18 protein-coding genes and 1 pseudogene are annotated in these 20,305 nt (G+C 74.9%); 16 read left to right on the top strand and 3 right to left on the bottom strand.

Annotated elements, in window-relative coordinates; genetic code table 11:
- The first annotated feature begins 10 nt into the window (after positions 1-10).
- The 3 genes from ACI79T_RS08010 to ACI79T_RS08000 all read left to right on the top strand — a co-directional run bounded on the left by ACI79T_RS08010 (position 11) and on the right by ACI79T_RS08000 (position 2,843).
- Positions 11-883 carry a PhzF family phenazine biosynthesis protein gene (locus ACI79T_RS08010; RefSeq protein ID WP_456609515.1) on the top strand — a complete coding sequence of 291 codons (873 nt, stop codon included), beginning with the start codon at positions 11-13 and terminating at the stop codon, positions 881-883.
- Positions 880-1,803, top strand: a complete 924-nt coding sequence (locus tag ACI79T_RS08005; RefSeq protein WP_456609514.1) for a DMT family transporter — start codon at positions 880-882, stop codon at positions 1,801-1,803. Before ACI79T_RS08010 ends, ACI79T_RS08005 begins: the two co-directional genes overlap by 4 nt.
- Before the next feature lie 86 nt (positions 1,804-1,889).
- Positions 1,890-2,843, top strand: coding sequence for an HpcH/HpaI aldolase/citrate lyase family protein (locus ACI79T_RS08000; protein WP_014374837.1), 954 nt, complete (start codon positions 1,890-1,892; stop codon positions 2,841-2,843).
- Positions 2,844-2,909: 66 nt separating this feature from the next.
- Here the strand turns inward: ACI79T_RS08000 and ACI79T_RS07995 are convergent, their stop codons facing one another.
- Positions 2,910-3,623, bottom strand: a complete 714-nt coding sequence (locus ACI79T_RS07995) for a M23 family metallopeptidase (RefSeq protein WP_456609513.1) — start codon at positions 3,621-3,623, stop codon at positions 2,910-2,912.
- A gap of 43 nt (positions 3,624-3,666) precedes the next feature.
- Complete coding sequence (locus ACI79T_RS07990; RefSeq protein WP_456609512.1) at positions 3,667-4,104, bottom strand: DUF4190 domain-containing protein; 438 nt, start codon at positions 4,102-4,104, stop codon at positions 3,667-3,669.
- A gap of 195 nt (positions 4,105-4,299) precedes the next feature.
- On the opposite strand from ACI79T_RS07990, the gene ACI79T_RS07985 reads away from it, so the two are divergent.
- The 8 genes from ACI79T_RS07985 (at position 4,300) to ACI79T_RS07950 (ending at position 14,441) form a co-directional block, all read left to right on the top strand.
- Positions 4,300-5,496 (top strand): acyl-CoA dehydrogenase family protein, encoded by a 1,197-nt coding sequence (locus ACI79T_RS07985; RefSeq protein ID WP_456609511.1) that lies wholly within the window; start codon positions 4,300-4,302, stop codon positions 5,494-5,496.
- Between the two features lie 105 nt (positions 5,497-5,601).
- Positions 5,602-6,537: a quinone oxidoreductase family protein gene (locus ACI79T_RS07980; RefSeq protein ID WP_456609510.1), complete on the top strand. Its 936-nt coding sequence runs from the start codon at positions 5,602-5,604 to the stop codon at positions 6,535-6,537.
- An 88-nt stretch (positions 6,538-6,625) separates the two neighbouring features.
- Positions 6,626-6,937: an EthD family reductase gene (locus tag ACI79T_RS07975; protein ID WP_456609509.1), complete on the top strand. Its 312-nt coding sequence runs from the start codon at positions 6,626-6,628 to the stop codon at positions 6,935-6,937.
- 82 nt (positions 6,938-7,019) lie between these two features.
- Entirely contained in the window at positions 7,020-11,381 is a 4,362-nt protein-coding gene (locus ACI79T_RS07970) for an FtsK/SpoIIIE domain-containing protein (protein ID WP_456609508.1), read from the top strand.
- A 105-nt stretch (positions 11,382-11,486) separates the two neighbouring features.
- The gene (locus ACI79T_RS07965) at positions 11,487-11,783 is read left to right on the top strand and encodes a hypothetical protein (protein WP_456609507.1); all 297 of its coding nucleotides are present in this window, start codon (positions 11,487-11,489) and stop codon (positions 11,781-11,783) included.
- Positions 11,780-12,958, top strand: a complete 1,179-nt coding sequence (locus tag ACI79T_RS07960; RefSeq protein ID WP_456609506.1) for a hypothetical protein — start codon at positions 11,780-11,782, stop codon at positions 12,956-12,958. Before ACI79T_RS07965 ends, ACI79T_RS07960 begins: the two co-directional genes overlap by 4 nt.
- Positions 12,955-13,620 (top strand): hypothetical protein, encoded by a 666-nt coding sequence (locus ACI79T_RS07955; protein WP_456609505.1) that lies wholly within the window; start codon positions 12,955-12,957, stop codon positions 13,618-13,620. The genes ACI79T_RS07960 and ACI79T_RS07955 overlap by 4 nt, the downstream gene beginning before the upstream one ends.
- Positions 13,617-14,441 carry a hypothetical protein gene (locus ACI79T_RS07950; protein WP_456609504.1) on the top strand — a complete coding sequence of 275 codons (825 nt, stop codon included), beginning with the start codon at positions 13,617-13,619 and terminating at the stop codon, positions 14,439-14,441. Before ACI79T_RS07955 ends, ACI79T_RS07950 begins: the two co-directional genes overlap by 4 nt.
- 119 nt (positions 14,442-14,560) lie before the next feature.
- On the opposite strand, the gene ACI79T_RS07945 is transcribed toward ACI79T_RS07950, so the two are convergent.
- A complete protein-coding gene (locus tag ACI79T_RS07945) occupies positions 14,561-14,857 on the bottom strand; it encodes a WXG100 family type VII secretion target (protein ID WP_456609503.1) in 297 nt (98 codons plus the stop codon).
- A gap of 215 nt (positions 14,858-15,072) precedes the next feature.
- Between ACI79T_RS07945 and ACI79T_RS07940 the strand changes: the two genes are divergently transcribed.
- The 5 genes and pseudogenes from ACI79T_RS07940 (at position 15,073) to ACI79T_RS07920 (ending at position 20,297) form a co-directional block, all read left to right on the top strand.
- On the top strand, positions 15,073-16,611 hold the full coding sequence (locus tag ACI79T_RS07940) for an acetolactate synthase large subunit (protein ID WP_456609502.1): 1,539 nt from the start codon (positions 15,073-15,075) through the stop codon (positions 16,609-16,611).
- A 216-nt stretch (positions 16,612-16,827) separates the two neighbouring features.
- Positions 16,828-18,288: an esterase gene (locus ACI79T_RS07935; RefSeq protein ID WP_456609501.1), complete on the top strand. Its 1,461-nt coding sequence runs from the start codon at positions 16,828-16,830 to the stop codon at positions 18,286-18,288.
- Positions 18,289-18,542: 254 nt separating this feature from the next.
- A complete protein-coding gene (locus ACI79T_RS07930; protein WP_456609500.1) occupies positions 18,543-19,787 on the top strand; it encodes a CoA transferase in 1,245 nt (414 codons plus the stop codon).
- Positions 19,788-19,884: 97 nt separating this feature from the next.
- A pseudogene (locus ACI79T_RS07925) lies at positions 19,885-20,100 on the top strand (flavin reductase family protein); the annotation flags it as partial.
- A 44-nt stretch (positions 20,101-20,144) separates the two neighbouring features.
- Positions 20,145-20,297 (top strand): hypothetical protein, encoded by a 153-nt coding sequence (locus ACI79T_RS07920; protein WP_456609633.1) that lies wholly within the window; start codon positions 20,145-20,147, stop codon positions 20,295-20,297.
- Positions 20,298-20,305 lie beyond the last annotated feature (8 nt).

Genomic DNA, 20,305 nt, shown 5'->3' with positions numbered 1-20,305 from the left:
CGTCGGCGCCGTGGCTGCCCCGGATGCGCTGGACTACGAGGTCGTCGACGTGTTCGCCGAGCGGGCGTTCGCCGGCAATCCGCTGGCCGTGGTGTTCGACGCCGACGGCCTGACGACGGCGCAGTGCCAGGCGCTGGCGAACGAGTTCCACCTGTCCGAGACGTCGTTCCTGTCCGCCCCCACCGAGCCCGGCGCCGACTACCGGGTGCGCATCTTCACGCCGTTCGCCGAGCTGCCCTTCGCCGGGCACCCGAGCGTCGGGGCGGCGCACACGCTGGTGCGCACCGGGCGGCTGCCGGCCGGGACGCTGCGCCAGGAGTGCGGCGCCGGGGTCCTCGACGTGGTGGTGGACGCCGAGGGCGCGACGCTCTCCGGCGGCCGCCCCACGCTCCAGGACGGCCCGGCTCCCGCGGAACTCGCCGCCGCCCTGGGCCTCGGGGAGCCCGACGCCACCGGTGTGCCCTCCGACGTCGCCGGCTGCGGCCTGCCGTTCGCCTACCTCTCGGTGTGCCCGGAGGCGGTCGACCGGGCCGTGCCCGACCGCGCGGCGCTCGCCGCCCTCGACGTGGGGGAGGGGGTCTCCGTGCTGTCCTGGGACGCCGGCTCGGCCACCGCCCGCGCGCGGGTCTTCGCCGGCGACCTCGACTGGGGCGAGGACCCGGCCACCGGGTCCGCCGCGCTCGGCGCTGGGGTGTGGCTGGTGGAGAGCGGGCTGCTCGCCGGGGAGGGCACGTCGTCGTACACGGTGCGGCAGGGCGAGCACATGGGGCGGCCCTCGGTCCTCGAGTGCACCGTGACCGCCGTCGGCGGGCGGGCGGTCGCGGCGACCGTGCGCGGTGCCGTCGTCCCGGTGGCGAGCGGCCGCATCCGCGTGCCGGAGTGAGCACCGCGTCGGCCGAGGCCTGGGCGCTGCACCGCCCGGGGAGCCGGGAGGTCGGCCTGCTCTCCCTCGCCGTCGTCGGCGTCTCGCTGTCGGCGCCCCTGACCGCGATGGTGACCGCGCCGATGCTGGCGCTGGCGTTCTGGCGCAACGCCGCCGGTGCCGCCGCGCTGCTGCCGGTGCTGCTCACCCGGGAGCGCTCGACCCTGACCGGCCTGCGCTGGCGGGACCTGCGCAGCTCGGTCGTCGCGGGGCTCTTCCTCGCGGCGCACTTCGCGGCCTGGCTGCCGAGCCTGTCGATGACCACGGTGGCCGCCTCCGTCGCGCTGGTCACCACCACGCCGATCTGGACGGCGCTGGCCGCGCGGATCTCCGGCGTGCGGCTGCCGGCCGCGGTCTGGTGGGGGCTGCTCCTCGCCTTCGCCGGCGTGGTGCTGATCGTCGGGGTGGACGTGACGGTGAGCCTCGAGGCGTTCGCGGGCGACGCGCTGGCCCTGCTGGGGGCGGTCTGCGTCGGCGGGTACGTGCTGGCCGGGGCGCGCGCCCGCCGGCGGCTGGCGACGTCGGCCTACGCCGTCGTCTGCTACTCGGTGTGCGCCGTCGTCATCGCGGTCGCGGCGCTGCTCGTCGAGGCGCCGCTGGGCGGTTTCGAGGCCCGGGACTGGTGGCTGATCGCGGGCATCACCGTCTCGGCGCAGCTGTTCGGGCACACGCTGCTCAACCTGGTGCTCTCGACGGTGGGGCCGACCGTCGTCAGCCTCGCCGTCCTGCTCGAGGTGCCCGGCGCGCTGCTGTTCGCGCTGGTCCTCCTCGGCCAGATGCCGCCGCTGCTGGCGCTCCCCGGCGTCGTGCTGGTGGTGGCCGGGGTGGCGCTGGTCGTGCGGGCGAGCCGGCCGACGACGCTGGTCGAGCCGGGCACCTGAGCTCTCGGCCGGGTCGGCGGGGTGATCACGGCGTCGCTACCCTCCGGTAACCGACCTTCCCGACTCCATCGACAAGCGGAGGCACCGTGGCCGAGCTGCGATCCCGTCGTTCCAACCTCGCCGTCCCGGGCAGCAACCCCCGGTTCCTGGAGAAGGCCAAGGGCCTGCCGGCCGACCAGGTCTTCCTCGACCTGGAGGACGCCTGCGCGCCGCTGGCCAAGCCCGGTGCCCGGAAGAACATCGTCGCGGCCCTGAACGAGGGTGGCTGGGGCGACAAGATCCGTACCGTCCGCGTGAACGACTGGACGACGGAGTGGACCTTCCAGGACGTGGTCGAGGTCGTCGGCGGAGCCGGCGCCGAACTCGACTGCATCATGCTGCCGAAGGTGCAGGACGCCGCCCAGGTCAAGGCCCTGGACATGCTGCTGACCCAGATCGAGAAGGCCAACGGCCTGGAGGTCGGCCGGATCGGCATCGAGGCGCAGATCGAGACGGCCCAGGGCCTGATCAACGTCAACGACATCGCGTTCGCCAGCGACCGGATCGAGACGATCATCTTCGGCCCGGCCGACTTCATGGCCAGCATCAACATGAAGTCGCTGGTCGTGGGCGCGCTGCACCCGGACTACCCGGGCGACCCGTTCCACTACATCCTCATGCAGATCCTCATGGCCGCCCGCGCCCGCGGCGTGCAGGCGATCGACGGGCCCTTCCTGCAGGTGCGCGACGTGCCCGCCTTCGAGGAGGTCGCCAAGCGCTCGGCGATGCTCGGTTTCGACGGCAAGTGGGTGCTACACCCGGGCCAGATCGACGCCGCCAACGAGATCTACGCGCCGTCGCAGGAGGACTACGACCACGCCGAGCTGATCCTCGACGCCTACGACTGGGCGACGTCGGAGGCCGGCGGCAAGAAGGGCTCGGCGATGCTCGGCGACGAGATGATCGACGAGGCCAGCCGCAAGATGGCGCTGGTCATCGCGGGCAAGGGCCGCGCCGCCGGCCTGTCCCGGACGTCGTCCTTCACGCCGCCCGAGAGCTGAGCCGCACCTCACCAGGCATAGGAGGCTCTGCCTACGGATTCCACTCGGTTCCGTAGGCAAAGCCTCCTATGCCTCGGCGGGCAGGGGCTCCACCACCGCGCCCTCGGCGGGCATCCCGCGGTCCCGCACGAGCACCCGGCCGGCGCGCGACGACTCCCGGAACCGGCGGAAGAGCATCGGCACGCCCCGCGCGACGGACAGGTCGGCGCTGTCCATGACCTGCAGGTGGACGTGCGGCTGGGTCGAGTTCCCGGAGTTCCCGCAGGTGGCCAGCGGGTCGCCCACCGCCACCTCCTGACCGGCGGAAACCCGGACGGAGCCGTGCCGGAGGTGCACCAGGGCGACGAAGGCCCGCGCCCCGGGCAGCGCGATGATCACGTGGTTGCCGGCGACGGCGTGCAGCCCCGCGCGGAGGCGCCCCGCCTGGCCGAGCGCGTAGGGGACCAGCGCCAGCTGCGACCGCCGCGCCTCGTGGTCGGGCTCGCCGTCGTGCACGGCGACGACGGTGCCGCCCGCGGGGGCGAGGATCGGCCGCCCGAACCCGGTGAAGCGCTCCGGCGGCTCGGTGGCGACGAGGGTCCGCCAGTCGCGCGTCCCCGCCGTCCGGCCCCGCGCGTCCACCCCGACGAAGTCGACCGCGTACCGCTCGCCGAGCAGGTCGGTGCCGTGGCTCGGCACCCGCCGGGCCGGGCTGTTGCGGGTCAGCCAGCGGCCGGTGAACGGCAGCGCGAGCTCGACGGCCTGCGGTTCCCGGTCCCGTGCTGCGTGCTCGGCCGCCATGCCGGCAGCCTAGGGACCGGGCACGGGGAACAGGAGTCGGAGGTCAGGGGCCGAAGCCGGTGTTGGTCAGGGCGGCGAAGGCGAGGACCCAGATCACGATGACGAGGGTGTAGATCGCGGTACCGATCCCGCCGACGATGAGGCCGGCCAGCGCCAGGCCGTCCCCCTCCTCGCCGGTCCGGCGGATCTGCCGGCGCGCGGCGATGCCCAGGCCCAGCCCCACCGGCGGCATGACGAAGGCCAGCACCAGCGCGGCGATCGCCATCGTGTTCGTCGGCCGCCCCCACGGCGCCGGATAGCCCGGGGGAGGGCCGTAGCCGGGCGGCGGGCCGTACCCGGGCGGCGGGCCGTACCCAGGCGGCGGCCCGTAGGGCTGGCCGTGGCCGGGCGGGGCGTACCCGGCTCCGGGCGGGACGGACCCCACGCCGGGCGACGCCGGCGGCGGGTCGCCGCGGTACAGCCCGTCGTCGCCGTGGGTCATGGATCCTCCTGTGCCGTGCGCTGCCGCCGAGCGGCTACTCCACCACGGCCGTGCCGGGACCCCGGTCGACGCCACGCGCCGCTGGGACGCACGGTGCAGCGGGGGAGCGTGAGCAGGCACACGCCGGAGCGGCCGCGGCGGTGTCCCATACTCCTCGGTAACTCGGACACCGCCGTCCCGAATGGAGCGCACCCGTTGACCCGCTTGGCACAGACCGCTGACCTGACCGACATCCAGCGCGAGATCCTGTCGACGGTCAGGAGCTTCGTCGACCGGGAGATCATCCCGAACGCGCAGGAGCTCGAGCACGGCGACATCTACCCGCAGAAGATCGTCGACGGGCTCAAGGAGCTCGGCATCTTCGGGCTGATGATCCCCGAGGAGTACGGCGGCCTCGGCGAGTCGCTGCTGACCTACGCCCTGGTGGTCGAGGAGATCGCCCGCGGCTGGATGAGCGTGTCGGGTGTCATCAACACGCACTTCATCGTCGCCTACATGATCAAGCAGCACGGCACGCAGGAGCAGAAGGACCACTTCCTGCCGCGCATGGCCACCGGCGAGGTGCGCGGCGCCTTCTCCATGTCCGAGCCGGGGCTGGGCTCCGACGTCGCCGCGATCCGCACGAAGGCACGGAGCGACGGGGACGACTACGTCATCGACGGCCAGAAGATGTGGCTGACCAACGGTGGCAGCTCGACGCTGGTCGCCGCGCTGGTCCGCACCGACGAGGGCGCGGACAAGGCGCACCAGAACCTCACCACCTTCCTCGTCGAGAAGCCCTCCGGGTTCGGCGAGGTCGCTCCCGGCCTCACCATCCCCGGGAAGATCGACAAGATGGGCTACAAGGGCGTCGACACCACCGAGCTGGTGTTCGACGGCTACCGCATCGGTGCGGACATGGTCCTCGGCGGGGCGCCGGGCAAGGGCTTCGCCCAGATGATGGACGGCGTCGAGGTCGGCCGGGTCAACGTGGCCGCCCGCGCCTGCGGCATCTCCATCCGCGCCTTCGAGCTGGCCGTGGCCTACGCGCAGCAGCGGGAGACCTTCGGCAAGCCGATCGCCCAGCACCAGGCGATCGCCTTCCAGCTCGCCGAGATGGCGATCAAGGTCGAGGCGGCCCACCAGATGATGGTCAACGCCGCCCGCCTCAAGGACGCCGGGCAGCGCAACGACGTCGAGGCCGGCATGGCCAAGGTGATCGCCAGCGAGTACTGCGCCGAGGTGACCACGCAGTCGTTCCGCATCCACGGCGGCTACGGCTACTCCAAGGAGTACGAGATCGAGCGGCTCATGCGCGAGGCGCCGTTCCTGCTCATCGGCGAGGGCACCAGCGAGATCCAGAAGACGATCATCAGCCGCGGTCTGCTCAAGACCTACAAGCTCAAGGGCTGACCCCGCCCGTCCCTCGGCCCCCTGCCCCTCGGGCAGGGGGCCGAGGTGTTCTCCGGGCAGTGCTCCGCCGGAGCGCGCGGTGGCCGTTCCGTGTAGGCAGGGGGCATGCGTGCAGCGGGAGTGACCGAGTTCGGCGGGCCGGAGGCCCTGCACATCGTCGACGTCGAGCGCGAGCCCCTGGGCCCCGGGCAGGTGCGGCTGCGGGTCGAGGCGGCCGCGGTCAGCCCGACCGACACCCACGCCCGCTCCGGCGCCTACGCGGACCGTGACCCGGTGAAGACCCCGCCGTGGGTGCCCGGCATGGACGTCGCCGGCACGGTCACCGAGGTCGGCGAGGGCGTGACCCACCTCGGCGTCGGTGACCTGGCGATGGGCATCGTCGTCCCGTTCGGGCCGTACGGGGGCTACCGCGAGGACAAGGTGCTGCCCGGCGACTCGGTCGTCCGCGTCCCCGCGGGAACCGACGCCGTGGCCGCCTCCACGCTCCCGATGAACGGGCTCACCGCCCGGTTCTCGCTCGACCTGATGGGGCTGCAGCCGGAACAGGTACTCGCGGTGACCGGTGCGGCGGGTGCCTACGGGGGCTACGTCATCCAGTTGGCCAAGGCCGACGGGTTGACCGTGGTGGCCGACGCCTCCGCGGCGGACGAGGAGCTCGTCCGCGGACTGGGTGCCGACGTCGTGGTGCGCCGCGGCGACGACGTCGCCGACCGGATCCGCGAGCAGTTCCCGGACGGCGTCGACGGGCTGGCCGACGGCTCGGTGCAGGACGAGCTCGTCCTGCCCGCGGTCAAGGACGGCGGCGCGGTCGCGACGGTGCGCGGCTACCGGGGGAACGGCGAACGCGGGCTGCGGTTCTTCCCGACCCTCGTCCGGAAGGTGGCCACCGACCGCCCGGCGCTCGACCGGCTGCGGCAGCAGGTCGAGGAGGGCGTGGTCACCCTCCGCGTCGCCCGCACCTTCCCGGCCGAGCAGGCCGCCGAGGCGCACCGGGTGCTCGAGGCCGGCGGCGTGCGCGGCCGGCTGGTGCTGACCTTCTGACCGACCGGTCGCGGCGGTCGCCCCTTCCCTGGTTGGGTGCAGGAACGGCCCGGGCAGCGGAGCCCGGGGGATCGGGAGGTGCGGCGAGATGGTGCACAGGCTGGTGGTCAGCTACGGGACGCCCGAGGACCCGGCGGCGTTCGACGCCTACTACCGGGAGACCCACACCCCGCTGGCGCTGAAGCAGCCCGGGCTGGTCCGGCTGACCTTCGGGCACGGCCAGGCGATGGACCCGGCCCAGCCGGCGCCCTACCTCGTCGCCGAGCTGGACTTCGACTCCGAAGCGGCCATGGGGCAGGCGCTCGCATCGCCCGAGGGCCGGGCCGCCGGTGCGGACCTCGCCAACTTCGCCACCGGCGGGGTGTCCTTCGTGCACTTCGAGGTGCAGACCGCGAGCTGACCCCGCCCGGGTGTCCCTCGACCGGGGATGTCCACAGGCGCCGATGGACCGGAACCGCCGCGTCCGTCTAGCGTTCCGCCGCGTGCGCGTCCAGGTGAGCGTCGGGCAGGCCGACGGTGCGCTGCTCGACGTCGCCGTCGACGTGGACGACGACCTGCCGGTCGGCCGGGTGGCCGCGGAGCTGGGGCGGATCGCCGGCCGGCCGGCCGAGGGGATCTGGATCGCCGGCGAGCGGCTCGGCGACGACCGGCCGGTCGGGGAGAGCCCGCTGGTCGACGGCGCGGTGGTGCACCTGTCCGCGCCGCCCACCGTCGGGCCCCGGTCCCCTCGCGGCTGGCAGCTCCGGGTGCTCAGCGGCCCGGGCAGCGGGCAGGTCGCCGAGCTGCCGATCGGCGAGCACGAGCTCGGCCGCAGCGGCTCGGTCGGCTTCCCCGACCGGGCGATGTCCCGCCGCCACGCGCTGCTGCGAGTGGACGCCGACGGCGCGACCCTGCGCGATCTCGGATCGGCCAACGGCTCGTTCGTGGACGGCGAGCCGGTGCCCGAGGAGGAGCCCGGTGCGGCGGTCGGCCCCGGCCGGCTGGTGCAGCTCGGCGACACCCGGCTGGAGATCGGGCCGGCCCCGGTGGCCGACGCCGCCGTCGAGCCGGCCGGCCCGGGGGCCCGGGCCTTCGTCCGGGCGCCGCGCATCCTGCCGTCGCAGCGGGAGGTCCGCATCCAGCTGCCGCAGGAACCCCGGTCGCGGGAGCCCCGCCGGTTCCCCTTGCTGATGATCGTGATGCCGCTGGTCATCGGGATCGTGCTGGCCGTCGTCCTGCGCTCACCGCTGTACCTGGTGTTCGCCGTCGCCGGCCCGGTGATGATGGTCGGCAACGCCGTCGCCGACCGCCGCCAGGGTGCCCGCGAGGCCCGGCACGCTCGCGCGGAGCACGAGCGGGAGCTGGCCCGCGCCCGGGAGCGGATCGGGACCGCACTGGCCGAGGAGACCACCCGCCGCCGCGCCGCCCACCCCGACCCCGCCACCGCCCTGCTCACCGCGGTCCTGCCCGGCCGGCGGCTGTGGGAGCGGCGCCGCACCGACCCCGACGCGCTCGACCTCCGGCTCGGGTCGGCGGACCTCCCCGCCCAGGTGGTGGTCACCGACCGCTCCGGTCGCGACGAGCCGCGGGAGCCGCGCACCGTGCGGGCGGTGCCCGCGGTCGTGCCGCTGCGCGAGGCCGGCGTCGTGGGGCTCGCCGGCCCGGCCGAGCCGCTGGCCGGGCTGCTGCGCTGGGTGGTGCTGCAGCTGGCCGTCCACCACCCGCCGCGCGACCTCGCGCTCACCGTCCTCACCCCGCGGTCCCGCACCGACTGGAACTGGGTGCGCTGGCTGCCGCACGCCCGCCCGGCCGACGGCGAGGGGCCGGTGGCGTCCGTCGGCAACGACCCGGAGACGGTCGCCGCGCGGGTGGCGGAGCTGACCGCGCTGGTCAAGGCCCGGCGCGAGGCGACGACGACCGGCGCGGGACGGGTGCTGCCGGAGTCCTTCCCGGCGCACGTGCTGGTGGTGGACGGTTTCCGCCCGCTCCGCGCGGTGCCGGGCCTGGCCCAGGTGCTCCAGGACGGGCCGGCGGTCGGCGTCTACGCGGTGTGCGCGGACGAGGAGGAGCGCTTCCTGCCCGAGGCGGCCACCGCGACGGCGGTGTTCGACGCCGAGGGGGAGGCGACGCTGTCGCTGCGCCGCAGCGGCCACGACCCGGTTCCCGGCGTGCTCGCCGAGCCGGTGGCGGCCGAGCTCGCCGAGCGGACGGCCCGCGCGCTGGCGCCGCTGCGCGACGTCAGCCTCGCCGACGACGACGCCGTGCTGCCCGACAGCGTGCGGCTGCTCGACGTCCTCGGGCTGGAGCCGCCCACCGTGGACGGCGTCCGCGCGCGCTGGCAGCTGGAAGGTCGGACCACGCGCATGGTGGTGGGCGCGGGGCTGCACGGTCCGCTCACCCTCGACCTGCGCACCGACGGCCCGCACGGGCTGGTCGCCGGAACCACCGGCGCAGGGAAGTCCGAGCTGCTGCAGACGATGATCGCCTCGCTCGCGGTGGCCAACCGCCCGGACGCGTTGAACTTCGTGCTGGTCGACTACAAGGGCGGCAGCGCGTTCAAGGACTGCGTGCACCTGCCGCACACCGTCGGCATGGTCACCGACCTCGACGCGCACCTGGTCGAACGGGCGCTCACCTCCCTCGGCGCGGAGCTGAGGTACCGCGAGCACCGGCTGGCCGAGGCCGGCGTCAAGGATCTCGAGGACTACGTCGACCGCCAGGCGCGCGAGCCCGGCTCCCCGCCGCTGCCGCGGCTGCTCATCGTCATCGACGAGTTCGCCTCGCTCGCGCGGGAGCTGCCGGACTTCGTGGCCGGCCTGGTCGGCATCGCGCAGCGCGGTCGGTCGCTCGGCATCCACCTGCTCCTGGCCACCCAGCGGCCCAGCGGGGTCGTGTCGCCGGAGATCCGGGCGAACACCAACCTGCGCATCTCGCTGCGGGTCACCGACGGCGCGGACAGCAGCGACGTGCTGGACGCGACCGACGCCGCGCGGATCCCGAAGTCCGCTCCCGGGCGCGGGTTCGCCCGGCTCGGCCACGGCGCGCTGGTGCCGTTCCAGGCCGGCCGGATCGGGGGCCGCCGTCCGGGGCAGGGCGCAGGAGCCGCCGCCGCGCCGTTCGCCGTCCCGCTGGCCTGGCACCAGGTCGGGTACGCCGCGCCGCAGCGGCCGGCGGGGGCGGGCCCGTCGGCCGACGTCGAGGTCACCGACCTGTCGGTGCTCGTGCAGGCGGTGCGCGACGCCGCCGTCGCCGAGGCCGTGCCGGCGCAGCGCAGCCCGTGGCTGGCGGCGCTGCCGTCGCGGCTGCTGCTCGACGACCTGGCCGAGGACGCGGCGCCGGGGGGCGTACTGCCCTACGGCCTGCAGGACCTGCCCGCCCGGCAGGAGCGCCGCGTCGCCGCCTTCGACCCGGCGACCGACGGGCACCTGCTGGTCATCGGGTCGCCCCGGAGCGGCCGGTCGCAGCTGCTGCGGACCGTGGCCGGGGCGGTCGGCGCGCGGTGCTCGACCCGGGACGTGCACCTGTACGCCCTCGACTGCGGCAACGGTGCGCTGCTGCCGCTGGCCGACCTGCCGCAGTGCGGGGCGGTGGTCCCGCGGGCCCAGACCGAGCGCGCCGTCCGGCTGCTCGACCGGCTCGCCCGGGAGCTGGAGCGCCGGCAGCAGCTGCTCGCCGACGGTGGCTTCGCCGACGTGACCGAGCAGCGCGACTCGGCTCCGCCCGACCAGCGGCTGCCGCACGTGCTGCTGCTGGTCGACCGGTGGGAGGGGTTCACGCCCACCCTCGGCGAGGTCGACGGCGGCCGGCTCACCGATGTCCTGCTGACCCTCGTGCGCGAGGGCGCGTCGGCCGGGATCTCCGTCGTGCTGACCGGCGACCGCTCCCTGGGCACCGCACGGCTGGCCTCGCTCACCGACAGCAAGCTCGTCCTGCGGCTGGCCGACCGGGGCGACTACCCGCTGGTCGGCGTGCCCGGCCGGCAGGTGCCCGGCGACCTGCCGCCCGGGCGGGGGGTCACCGTCGACGGCGCTGTCGAGACCCAGGTGGCGCTGCTGGCGGACGACGCGTCGGGCGCGGGGCAGGCGGCGGCGCTGGCCGAGATCGCCAAGGCCGCGCACGTGCGCGATGCCCTGCTGCCGCACTCGGCCCGACCCTTCCGCGTCGACGTGCTGCCCTCCCGGATCCGCTTCGAGACGGCGTGGGAGATGCGGCCGGCGGACCCCGGACCGGGCTTCGCGCTGGTCGGGGTGGGCGGTGACGAGCTGGCCGCCGCCGGCCCCGACCTGCTGGGCGGCGGCCGGGCGTTCGTGGTCGCCGGACCGGGCCGCTCGGGCCGGAGCTCGGTGCTGGCCGTCATGGCGGAGTCGCTGCTGCGGCAGGGCACACAGGTCGCCGTCTGCGCGCCGAAGGCGTCCCCGCTGCGGGCCCTGGCCGGGCGCTCCGGCGTCGTCGCCGTGGTGGCGGACGCCGCCGCACCGGCCGCCCTCTGGCGGGAGGTGCTCACCGCCGACCCCGGGCGGCCGCTGGTCCTGCTGCTCGACGACGGCGACGTGCTCCGCGACTGCCCCGCCGCGGAGGTGTTCCGTGAGGTGGTGACCGGCGCCGGGCCGCCCGGGCGGAGCCTGGTGCTCGCCGGCAGCGCCGACGGCATCTGCACCGGGCTCTCCGGGTGGCAGGTGGACGCGCGGAAGGCCCGGCAGGGGCTGCTGCTCTCCCCGCAGGGCAGCACCGACGGCGACCTGATCGGCGTGCGGCTGCCGCGCAGCGCCGTCGGCAGCCCGGTGCGGCCCGGGCGGGGGCTGCTGCACCTGGGCGACGGCGAGCTGCGCACCGTCGCCGTCCCCACCCTGCCGGACGCGCCCTGACGGAGGCTGCCGGGGCTCGGCCCGGGCCTGTGGACAACGGCCGTCGACCCCGTCGCGTCTCGTTAGTGTGACCCGGCCGCAAGCGGCGGAGAGGTGGAGGCCGGAGTGAGCGATCTGTACATCGACGGAGCGGTGCTGGCCCGCGTGCGGTCGGACCTCCTGGGCATCCGCGACCTCCTGGAGCAGCCCGCGCGGGACATGCGCGAGGTGACCGGAGCCGCGATGGGTGCGCCGGCCCTGGCCCGGCGGATGGACGAGTTCGGCGACGAGTGGGCCTACGGCATCGGCAAGCTGGGCGGCTTCGCCGCGGACGCAGCCGAGGCCCTCGACCGCATCTCCGCGGCCTTCCGGGAGGCCGACGTGTCGCTCAGCGATGCGTTGCGCGGAGCGGGCGGACGATGAGCGACCGGTTCCCCTCGCTGGGGTTCGACCCGGCGCCGGGAGACGTGGCCGCCGCCGGGCAGGTGGCCGCCGGCGTCACCGGTGCCGGCCAGGTGCTCGAGCGGATCTCCGCGGTGCTCACCGGAGCCGCCGACGGCGAGTGGCGGGGCTCCGCGGCCGTCGCCTTCCGCGACCTGCTGTCGGACGAGTTCCGGCCCAAGGTCGAGACCGCGGCCCGGTCCTTCACCGAGGCCGGCCGCGCGCTGCACGACTGGCTGGACACCATGCACGCCGGCCAGCGCCGCGCGCGGGCGCTGGAGGCGGAGCACGCGGCCGCGGTGCGCCGCGCCCAGGCGGCGCACGCCGGCTACGCCGCCATCCCGGCCGCCGCCCCGGCCTCCGACGCGCCGCCGACCCCGGAGCAGGCGGCCGCCGAGACCGAGCGGCTCCGGGCCCGGGCGGCCGCGGGGCGGGCCGCGGGAACGGCGGACGCGGAGGTCGAGCGCATCGCCGGGGAGGCCCGCACCCTGCTCGCCGGCTACGAGCAGGCCGGGCGGGAGGCGGCCGGCCGGCTGCAGCGGGCCATGGACATCGCCCCGGACGCGCCCGGCTTCTGGTCCCGGCTCGCCGAGGAGGTGACCACGGCGCTCGCCGAGGTGCAGGAGTTCGCGGACGACTTCCGCGACGGGCTCGTGCAGTCGCTGGAGGAGTACGCGCCACTGCTGGACCTGATCGGCGACGTCGCGAGTCTCCTCAGCACCGCCTGCGGCTTCCTCGCCTTCGTCCCGGGCCTGCAGCTCCTGGCGGTCCCCGCCCTGGTGCTCGGGGCGGTGTCGATGGGCTTCCACTACCTGTCCGCGGTCGGGAACACGGGCAGCTTCGCGGAGGCGCTCACCGACGGCACGGTGCTCATGGACGCCGCCGGCCTGGTCCTCGGCCTCGGCGCACTGGGGGCGGGCCGGCGGTTGGTCGAGGTGGCCGGCTCCGGCAGCAGCGGCTCGGTGGCGAGCTGGTTCGAGCTGGCCCGCAGCACCAGCTACGAGATGGCGGAGGGCGAGTTCCTCTGGCGGCTGGCGCGCTACAAGGTCAACCAGGCGGGGACGGTGCGCACCGTCGCGGCAGGCGACCCGACCCGGTCGGAGGGCACGTGGCTCGGGGACCGCTCGCTCACCCAGCGGACGAGCGTGGTGCGGTGACGCCCGGCGCCTCGGGGCTGGTGGAGCTCTGCCTCCCGCGCGACTGGACCGAGCTCCTCCTCCCGGACGACGACGAGGCGCGGGACCACCTCGACCGGCTGGTGCGCGGCACGTGGCCGGGCGGCCCGGTCGACGTCCGGGCCGACAGCACCCGGGCGCTGATGGACTGGCGCGCGGCGATGCTGGACGCCGGTGTGGTCAGTCACGGGGTGGTGAGCGCGCCGCGGCCCGAGGGGACGGCCGCGAACTGGCACGTGCAGACCAGCGTCGTGCCGCTGCCCGCCGTGCCCGACGTCGACGTCCCCGCCGTCGTCGCCGAGCTGGTCCGCGCCCGGTGGGGTGCCGGGCCGCACCACGTGGAGACCTACGAGACCGACATGGGTCTCGGCGTCGGCATCGTCGCCGAGCGCACCGTCCTGCCGCCGTCCCAGCTGCGGGACCTCGCCGTCCGCGGGCTGGAGATCCTCGCGGAACCGGTGCGGGTGGGAGTGGCCGTGGGTTTGGCCTGCGCGCCCGGTGCGGCGCAGGCGCTGCTGGTCGTCGGGGTGTGCCTGGATCCGGCCCAGGTCTGGGAGCTGGCCGGCCTGGTGGCGGTCATCGCCGGACGTTCGCGACTGCACCCGGCGCCCGCCGGGAACGAGGGAGAGGACCGGTCGGGATGACCGCCGTGCACAGCCCGTGGCCCGCCGATCCGCCCGTGGACCATCCCGTCGGCCGCCCGTGGGCGACCCGGGCCGAGCTGCTGGCCGCCCGGGCGGATGCCGTGCCGCGGATCGAGCGCCGGCTGCTCAGCCTGCGCCGGATCGGCCGTCACCTGCTGCTCGCGGTCGTCATCGTGTGGTGCGGCGCGCTCGTGGGTTTCTCCGGTCAGGACCAGGACGGTGGTGCGGTGGTGGTCGTCCTGGCCGTGCTGGCTCTCCTGGCTGCGGTCGCGGCGTCCGTCTCGCTGGTCCGGGGCGAACGGGAGAACCGCCGGGCGATGGACCTGCTCGAGGCCTGGGAGGCCGCCGAGCGCGCCGGCCGGGCGCTGCCGCGGGGACCGGTGCGCCCCGAGCACCGCATGCCCTTCGACGCGCAGGACGACGAGGACTTCCACGAGGTCGTGGAGCGCACCTGGGTCCAGGCCGCCATCCGCCGGCGGAGCATGCGGCTGAGGGTCTACGCGGTGGTGATCGGCATGGGGCTCGTCGTCGGCTTCACCGGAATGCTGATGCTGACGCTCGCCGGGGAGCACCCCACCTTCGTCGTCACCGGCACCCTCGGCGCCGTGCCCTTCTTCACCTTCCTCGTCAGCGGCGTCCGGGCGACCCGGTTCGCGTTCCGGGTGGACAGGATCTCGCGCCGCCTCGACCGGGACGTCGCCGAGCTGCCGCGGTACGTCCCGCGACCGAAGCCGAGCTTCGTCATGCGGGTGCTGGTGCCGGCCGTGGTGAGCGCGCCGTTCACCGTCCTGCTGATCCACCTGGTGCTGTCCTGGGACTGATCTCCGCGGCGGGCGGGCGTCGGGCCCGGTCGCGTGCGTCGCGCCCGGAGGCCCCGCGGACGTGACCGGAGGCCGCCCCGCTGCGTGCGAGGCGGCCTCCGGTGCGGGGGGAGTGCCGGTCAGCGACCGAGGGCGCCGGCCAGCTGCGTGTCGGCGTCGCGGAAGGTGGCCGCGGCCTGGTTCAGGTACTGGGCCATGCCGTCCAGCCCGGCGATCATGTTCCGTGCGCCGGTGGTGAACTCGTCGTAGGACGCCTGGAAGGTGCGGCTGGAGGTGTCGGTGACGTACCCCTCCGCGACGAGCTGGTCGACGAGCCCCTTGAGCTGGCCGAGCATGCCGTCGATCTCGGCGCGGCCGTTGGTGAGCCGGCCGGCAGCGTCCTCCATCTGCTGGTAGGTGACGTTGACGTTGGCCATGGTGATGTCCAATCGGGAGGGCCGGTGCGCGGACGCGGAACCGGCGGATCAGCGGGTCTGCGCGGGACCGTAACAACGCCGGAGACCCCTCCGGGGCGTTGTCCACAGGCGCCTGGGAGGGCTCCGTAGCCGGGTCGGCGACCGCGGCCACGAGGGGTTCCGGGAGGGCGCGGACTCGGGTCGCCTCCTCCGGCGGACCGTGCAAGGGTCCGATCGTGAACGGCGCCCAGGCACTGATCAGGACCTTCGTCGACGCAGGCGTGGACGTCTGCTTCGCCAACCCCGGCACCTCGGAGATGCACTTCGTCGCGGCACTGGACGACGTGCCGGAGATGCGTGCCGTGCTGACCCTCTTCGAAGGGGTCGCGACCGGTGCCGCCGACGGCTACGCGCGGATGACCGGTCGCCCGGCCGCGACCCTGCTGCACCTGGGCCCCGGCATGGGCAACGGGCTGGCCAACCTGCACAACGCCCGGCGCGGGCGGGCGCCCATGGTCAACGTGGTCGGTGACCACGCGCGCTCGCACAAGCGGCTCGACGCGCCGCTGGAGTCCGACATCGACGCCGTCGCCGGCACGTTCTCGCGCTGGGTGCGCCGCTCGCTGTCGCCGGCCGACGTCGCTGCCGACGCCGTCGACGCGGTGGCCGCCGTCGGCTCGGGCGGCATCGCGACGCTCGTCCTCCCGGCCGACGTGTCCTGGGAGGACGGCGCCGAGCCGGCCGCACCGCGGCCGGTGCGGCCGGCCCCGCAGGTCGCGCCGTCGGTGGTCGAGGAGGTGGCCGCCGTCCTCGCCGGTGACGAGCCGGTGGTGCTGTTCCTCGGGGGCGAGGCGGTGACCGAGGACGGGCTGCTCGCCGCCGGGCAGATCACCGCCGGCACCGGGGCCCGGCTGATGACCGAGACCTTCCCCGCCCGCGCCGCCCGGGGCGCCGGGCTGCCCGACGTCACCCGGCTGCCCTACCCGCCGGAGATGGCCATGGCCGCGCTCGCCGGCACCAGGCACCTGGTGCTCGCCGGGGCCACCGCGCCGGTGCACTTCTTCGGCTACCCCGGCGTCCCGGGCCACCCGGTGCCCGAGGACTGCACGGTGCACGTGCTCAGCGAACCGGGGGAGGACGGCGTGGCCGCGCTGCGGGCGCTGGCCGCGCTCGCCGCGCCGGACGCCGAACCGGTGCTGATCGAGGCCTCCCGTCCCGAGCTGCCCACCGGGGAGCTGACGCCGCGCACGATGGCCGCGGTGATCGGCGCGCTGCTGCCCGAGCGCGCCATCGTCGTCGACGAGGCGCTCACCTCCGGGGTGGGGCTGATGGAGCTGACCTCCGGCGCCCCCCGGCACGACTGGCTGGCGCTCACCGGCGGCGCCATCGGCGACGGGCTGCCGATGGCCCTGGGTGCGGCGGTGGCCTGTCCGGACCGCCCGGTGATCGGCATCCAGGCCGACGGCAGCGCCATGTACACGATCTCGGCGCTGTGGAGCCACGCCCGCGAGCAGGCCGACATCACCACGATCATCTGCGACAACGGCTCCTACGCGATCCTGCAGCACGAGCTGTCGCGGGTCGGCGCGGCGAACGACGGCGAGCGGGCCGCCACGCTGCTCGACCTCGGCGGCCCCGGGCTGGACTTCGTCTCGATCGCGCAGGGCATGGGTGTGCCGGCCACCCGGGCCACCACCGCCGACGAGCTGGCCGAGCAGCTGAAGAAGGCGCTCGCCGAGCCCGGCCCGCACCTGATCGACGCCGTCCTGCGCTGAGCGGTGGGGTGGGATGGCCCACCTGGCCGCGCCGAGGTCGTGGAAGCTGCCGTGCAGGTCGGCGGAGAACACGTGACGGCTCAGTTGCCGTCCGTGGTCGCCGGGCAGGTGGTTGCGTATCAACACCTTCCGGTGCCGCCGCGCGGTTGCCCGCCCGCCGAGCGCGGGTCAGTCTGCCTGTGATCGCCGTCACGGCACGTCTGAAGGAGTCGCGTCTTGTCCCAGCACCGCAACCGGTTGGTCCCGCTCGCTGTAGCCGCAGGGGTGGGCCTCGGTGTGTTCACCGTCGGGGGCACGGCCCTCGCCGACCCGACCGCGTCCGACCCGGGCTGGCAGCCGGTTCAGCAGTCGCCGAAGGAGCAGACCTACAACCTGCGCTGGACCGTTGCCGACCCGCGGTACGACTACGTGAACGGGGAGGCGGGCGACGAGTTCGTGCCTCTCACCGACGAGGCCGGCAATCCGATCAGCAAGGTGCTCTACGGCATCGACCGTGGCTCGGCCTACCGCATCGAGGTGCCGATCGACTGGAACGGCGACGTCGTCTTCTGGGAGCACGGCTACCGCGGCACGGGCACCACCGTGTACGTCAGCGACCCCAGCTACGACCTCCGGCGCACCTACATCGAGAACGGCTACGCCTGGGCCGCCTCTTCCTACGGGGAGAACCGGTACGACATCGAGGCCGGTGCGCTCGCCACCGAGCGGCTCGCGCAGATCTTCGACGCGCGGGTCGGGCGGGCCGACCAGCGGTACCTCCAGGGCGTCTCGATGGGCGGGCACGTGATCGGCACGCTGCTGGAGCGCGACCGCGGCGTCGAGTGGGACGGCGCGGCCCCGATGTGCGGGGTCATGGGCGACTACGAGCTCTACGACTTCTTCCTCGACTACAACCTGCTGGCGCAGACGCTCTCCGGGGTGGACGCCTACCCGTTCCCCTCGCAGGCGGAGTACTTCTCGCAGGCCGTGCCGCAGTTCAAGGCCGAGCTCGGCACCCCGACGAGCGCGACCCCGGTGTACGACGGGCTGACCGAGAAGGGCGAGGTCTTCCGCGACAACATCACGGCGATCACCGGCGGCGAGCGTCCCGGTGACGACGAGGCCTTCGGCTACTGGGAGGGCCAGAACTTCGTCTACGGCGTGGTGACCAACGAGCCCAGCGGTCTCGGGGGCGTGCTGCCGGGTGCGGTGTGGACGAACGCCGACCAGGACTACCCGGTCGACTACACGTTCGAGGACGGCACCACCCTCGACCAGCGCGTCGAGCGAGTGGCCCCGGCGCCCAAGACCCGGAGCACCTACCTGTCGGTGCCCGTGCCCGCGATCACCGGTGACATCGACGTGCCGGTGCTCTCGTCGCACACCCTCGGCGACTACTACGTGCCGTTCTCGATGGAGCAGTACTACGCCCGCGACGTCGCCGCCCAGGGCAACGCCGACCTGCTCGTCCAGCGGCCGATCCGGGCCGCCGGGCACTGCGAGTACACCCCCGAGGAGGCCGCGGACCAGTTCCTCGACCTCGTCGACTGGGTGGACAACGGCGTGAAGCCGGCCGGCGCCTCGGTGCTCGACCCCGAGGTCGTCGCCGACCCGAACTACGGGTGCGAGTTCACCACCCCGGTGCGCACCGGCACCCGGGTCTTCTACGACGAGTGCCCGGTGACCCCCGGCGGCTGATCCCCGCAGCGCCACCGCAGGACCAGCGGGCCCTTCCTCCCCACCGGGAGGGAGGGCCCGCTGCCGTCGCCGACAGGGCCGGAGAGCCACGTGGCCGGCCGTTGACCGAGCCGGACCCCGACGACGTGCGCGCTGGTGCCATTCAGCGGCGACCGCTGATTGTCCGCCGGCGCCGGGGGAGGACCGGCAGGCTTGCCTCGACAAGCGGCCGCCTCGATCCCGATGAGACGGTCCACCAGGTGGAGGTGCGTGCGATGACCGGTCCGTCAGCCATTCCCCCGACGACGTCCGGACGGCCGCTGGCCGACCTGTCGGTCGTGGAGTTCGCGTCGTTCGTCGCCGGCCCGTCGGCCGGCATGACGCTGGCCCAGCTCGGCGCGCAGGTGGTCCGCGTCGATCCGCTCGGCGGGGGCAACGACCACCACCGCTGGCCCGTGGCGCCCGACGGCGCAAGCCTCTACTGGGCCTCGCTCAACAAGGGCAAGCGCTCGGTGACGGTCGACGTCCGGTCCGACGCCGGCCGGGAGCTGGTCGCGGCGCTGGCGACGGCGGGCAGCGGGGTCTTCCTCGACAACGCGGTCGGCCAGCGCTGGCTCTCCTACGAGGTGCTCTCCGCCCGCCGCGCCGACCTGGTGCACGTGCGCGTGCAGGGGCACCGGGACGGGCGCCCCGCCGTCGACTACACCGTCAACGCCGAGGTCGGCGTGCCGCAGATGACCGGCCCCGAGTCGATGGACGCACCGGTGAACCACGTGCTGCCGGCATGGGACCTGCTCACCGGGGCGACCGCCGTCGCTGGGCTGCTGTCGGCGCTGCACGAGCGCTCGGTCACCGGCCGAGGGGCGTACGTGCAGATCGCGCTCGCCGACGTCGCCGTCGCCGGCGTCGCCAACCTCGGCTGGCTGGCCGACGCCGAGCTCAGCGGCCGCGACCGGTCGCGGCTGGGCAACCACGTCTACGGCAGCTTCGGCACCGACTTCGCCACGTCCGACGGGCAGCGCCTCATGGTGGTGGCGCTGACCGAGAAGCAGTGGCGGGCACTGTGCCGGGTGACCGCCACCGAGGACGTGTTCCGCGCGCTGGAGCGGGCGCTGGACACCGACCTGGACAGCGAGTCGGAGCGGTACCGGCTCCGGGAGACGATCGCCGCGGTGCTCCGCCCGTGGTTCGCCGCCCGCCCTCTCGATGAGCTCGCCGAGCAGCTCGACGTCGCCCGCGTGCTGTGGAGCCCGTACCGCACGATGCGCCAGGCGGCGGCGCGGTACGCACCGGACGAGGACCCGGTCGTCCGGCACGTCAACCAGCCCGGGATCGGCCGGATGCTGGCCGCCGCCTCCCCGCTCCGCTGGCCGGGCGGCGGCCTCCCGCCGCAGCCGGCGCCGCGGCTGGGCGCGGACACGGCGGAGGTGCTGACCACGCTGCTGGGTCTCACCGACGCCGAGCTGGGCCGGCTGCACGAGCAGCAGGTGATCCGCCTGGGAGAGCAGGGGGACGCGTGAGCGCCGCGACCGACATCGGCACACCGTGCTCCGGCTGCGCACCCCGACGCTGAGGACGGCGATGTACTACGACAGCGAGCGGTGAGCCGCCGGGGGGTTGAAGGACTCGCACGCGAACGCGGCGGCAACCGGCGAGTTCGTCTGCAACCTGGTCTCCTACGACCTCCGCGAGGCGATGAACACCACGTCCCTGCAGCTGCCCAGCGACGAGAGCGAGGCGGAGCGCGCCGGGCTGGAACTCGTCCCGTCCCGGCGGGTAGGCCCGCCGCGGGTGGCCGGCGTACCGGCGGCCCTGGAGTGCGTCGTGGTCGACTCGCGGCCGGTGTCCCACCGCGGGGGACGCACCGGTTCCACCTGGTGTTCGGGGAGGTCGTGGGCGTCTACATCGACGACCGCTTCATCCGGGACGGCCGGGTCGACACGGCTGCGATGCGCCTCGTCGGCCGCCTCGGCTACGACGAGTACTCGGTGCTCGACCGCACCTTCCGGATGGCGCGGCCCGGCTCCTGACCGCCGCC

The sequence above is a fragment of the Blastococcus sp. SYSU DS0619 genome, assembly GCF_054051035.1.
The sequence above is the reverse complement of the archived record's forward strand: the minus strand, read 5'-3'. Positions and strand labels throughout refer to the sequence as shown.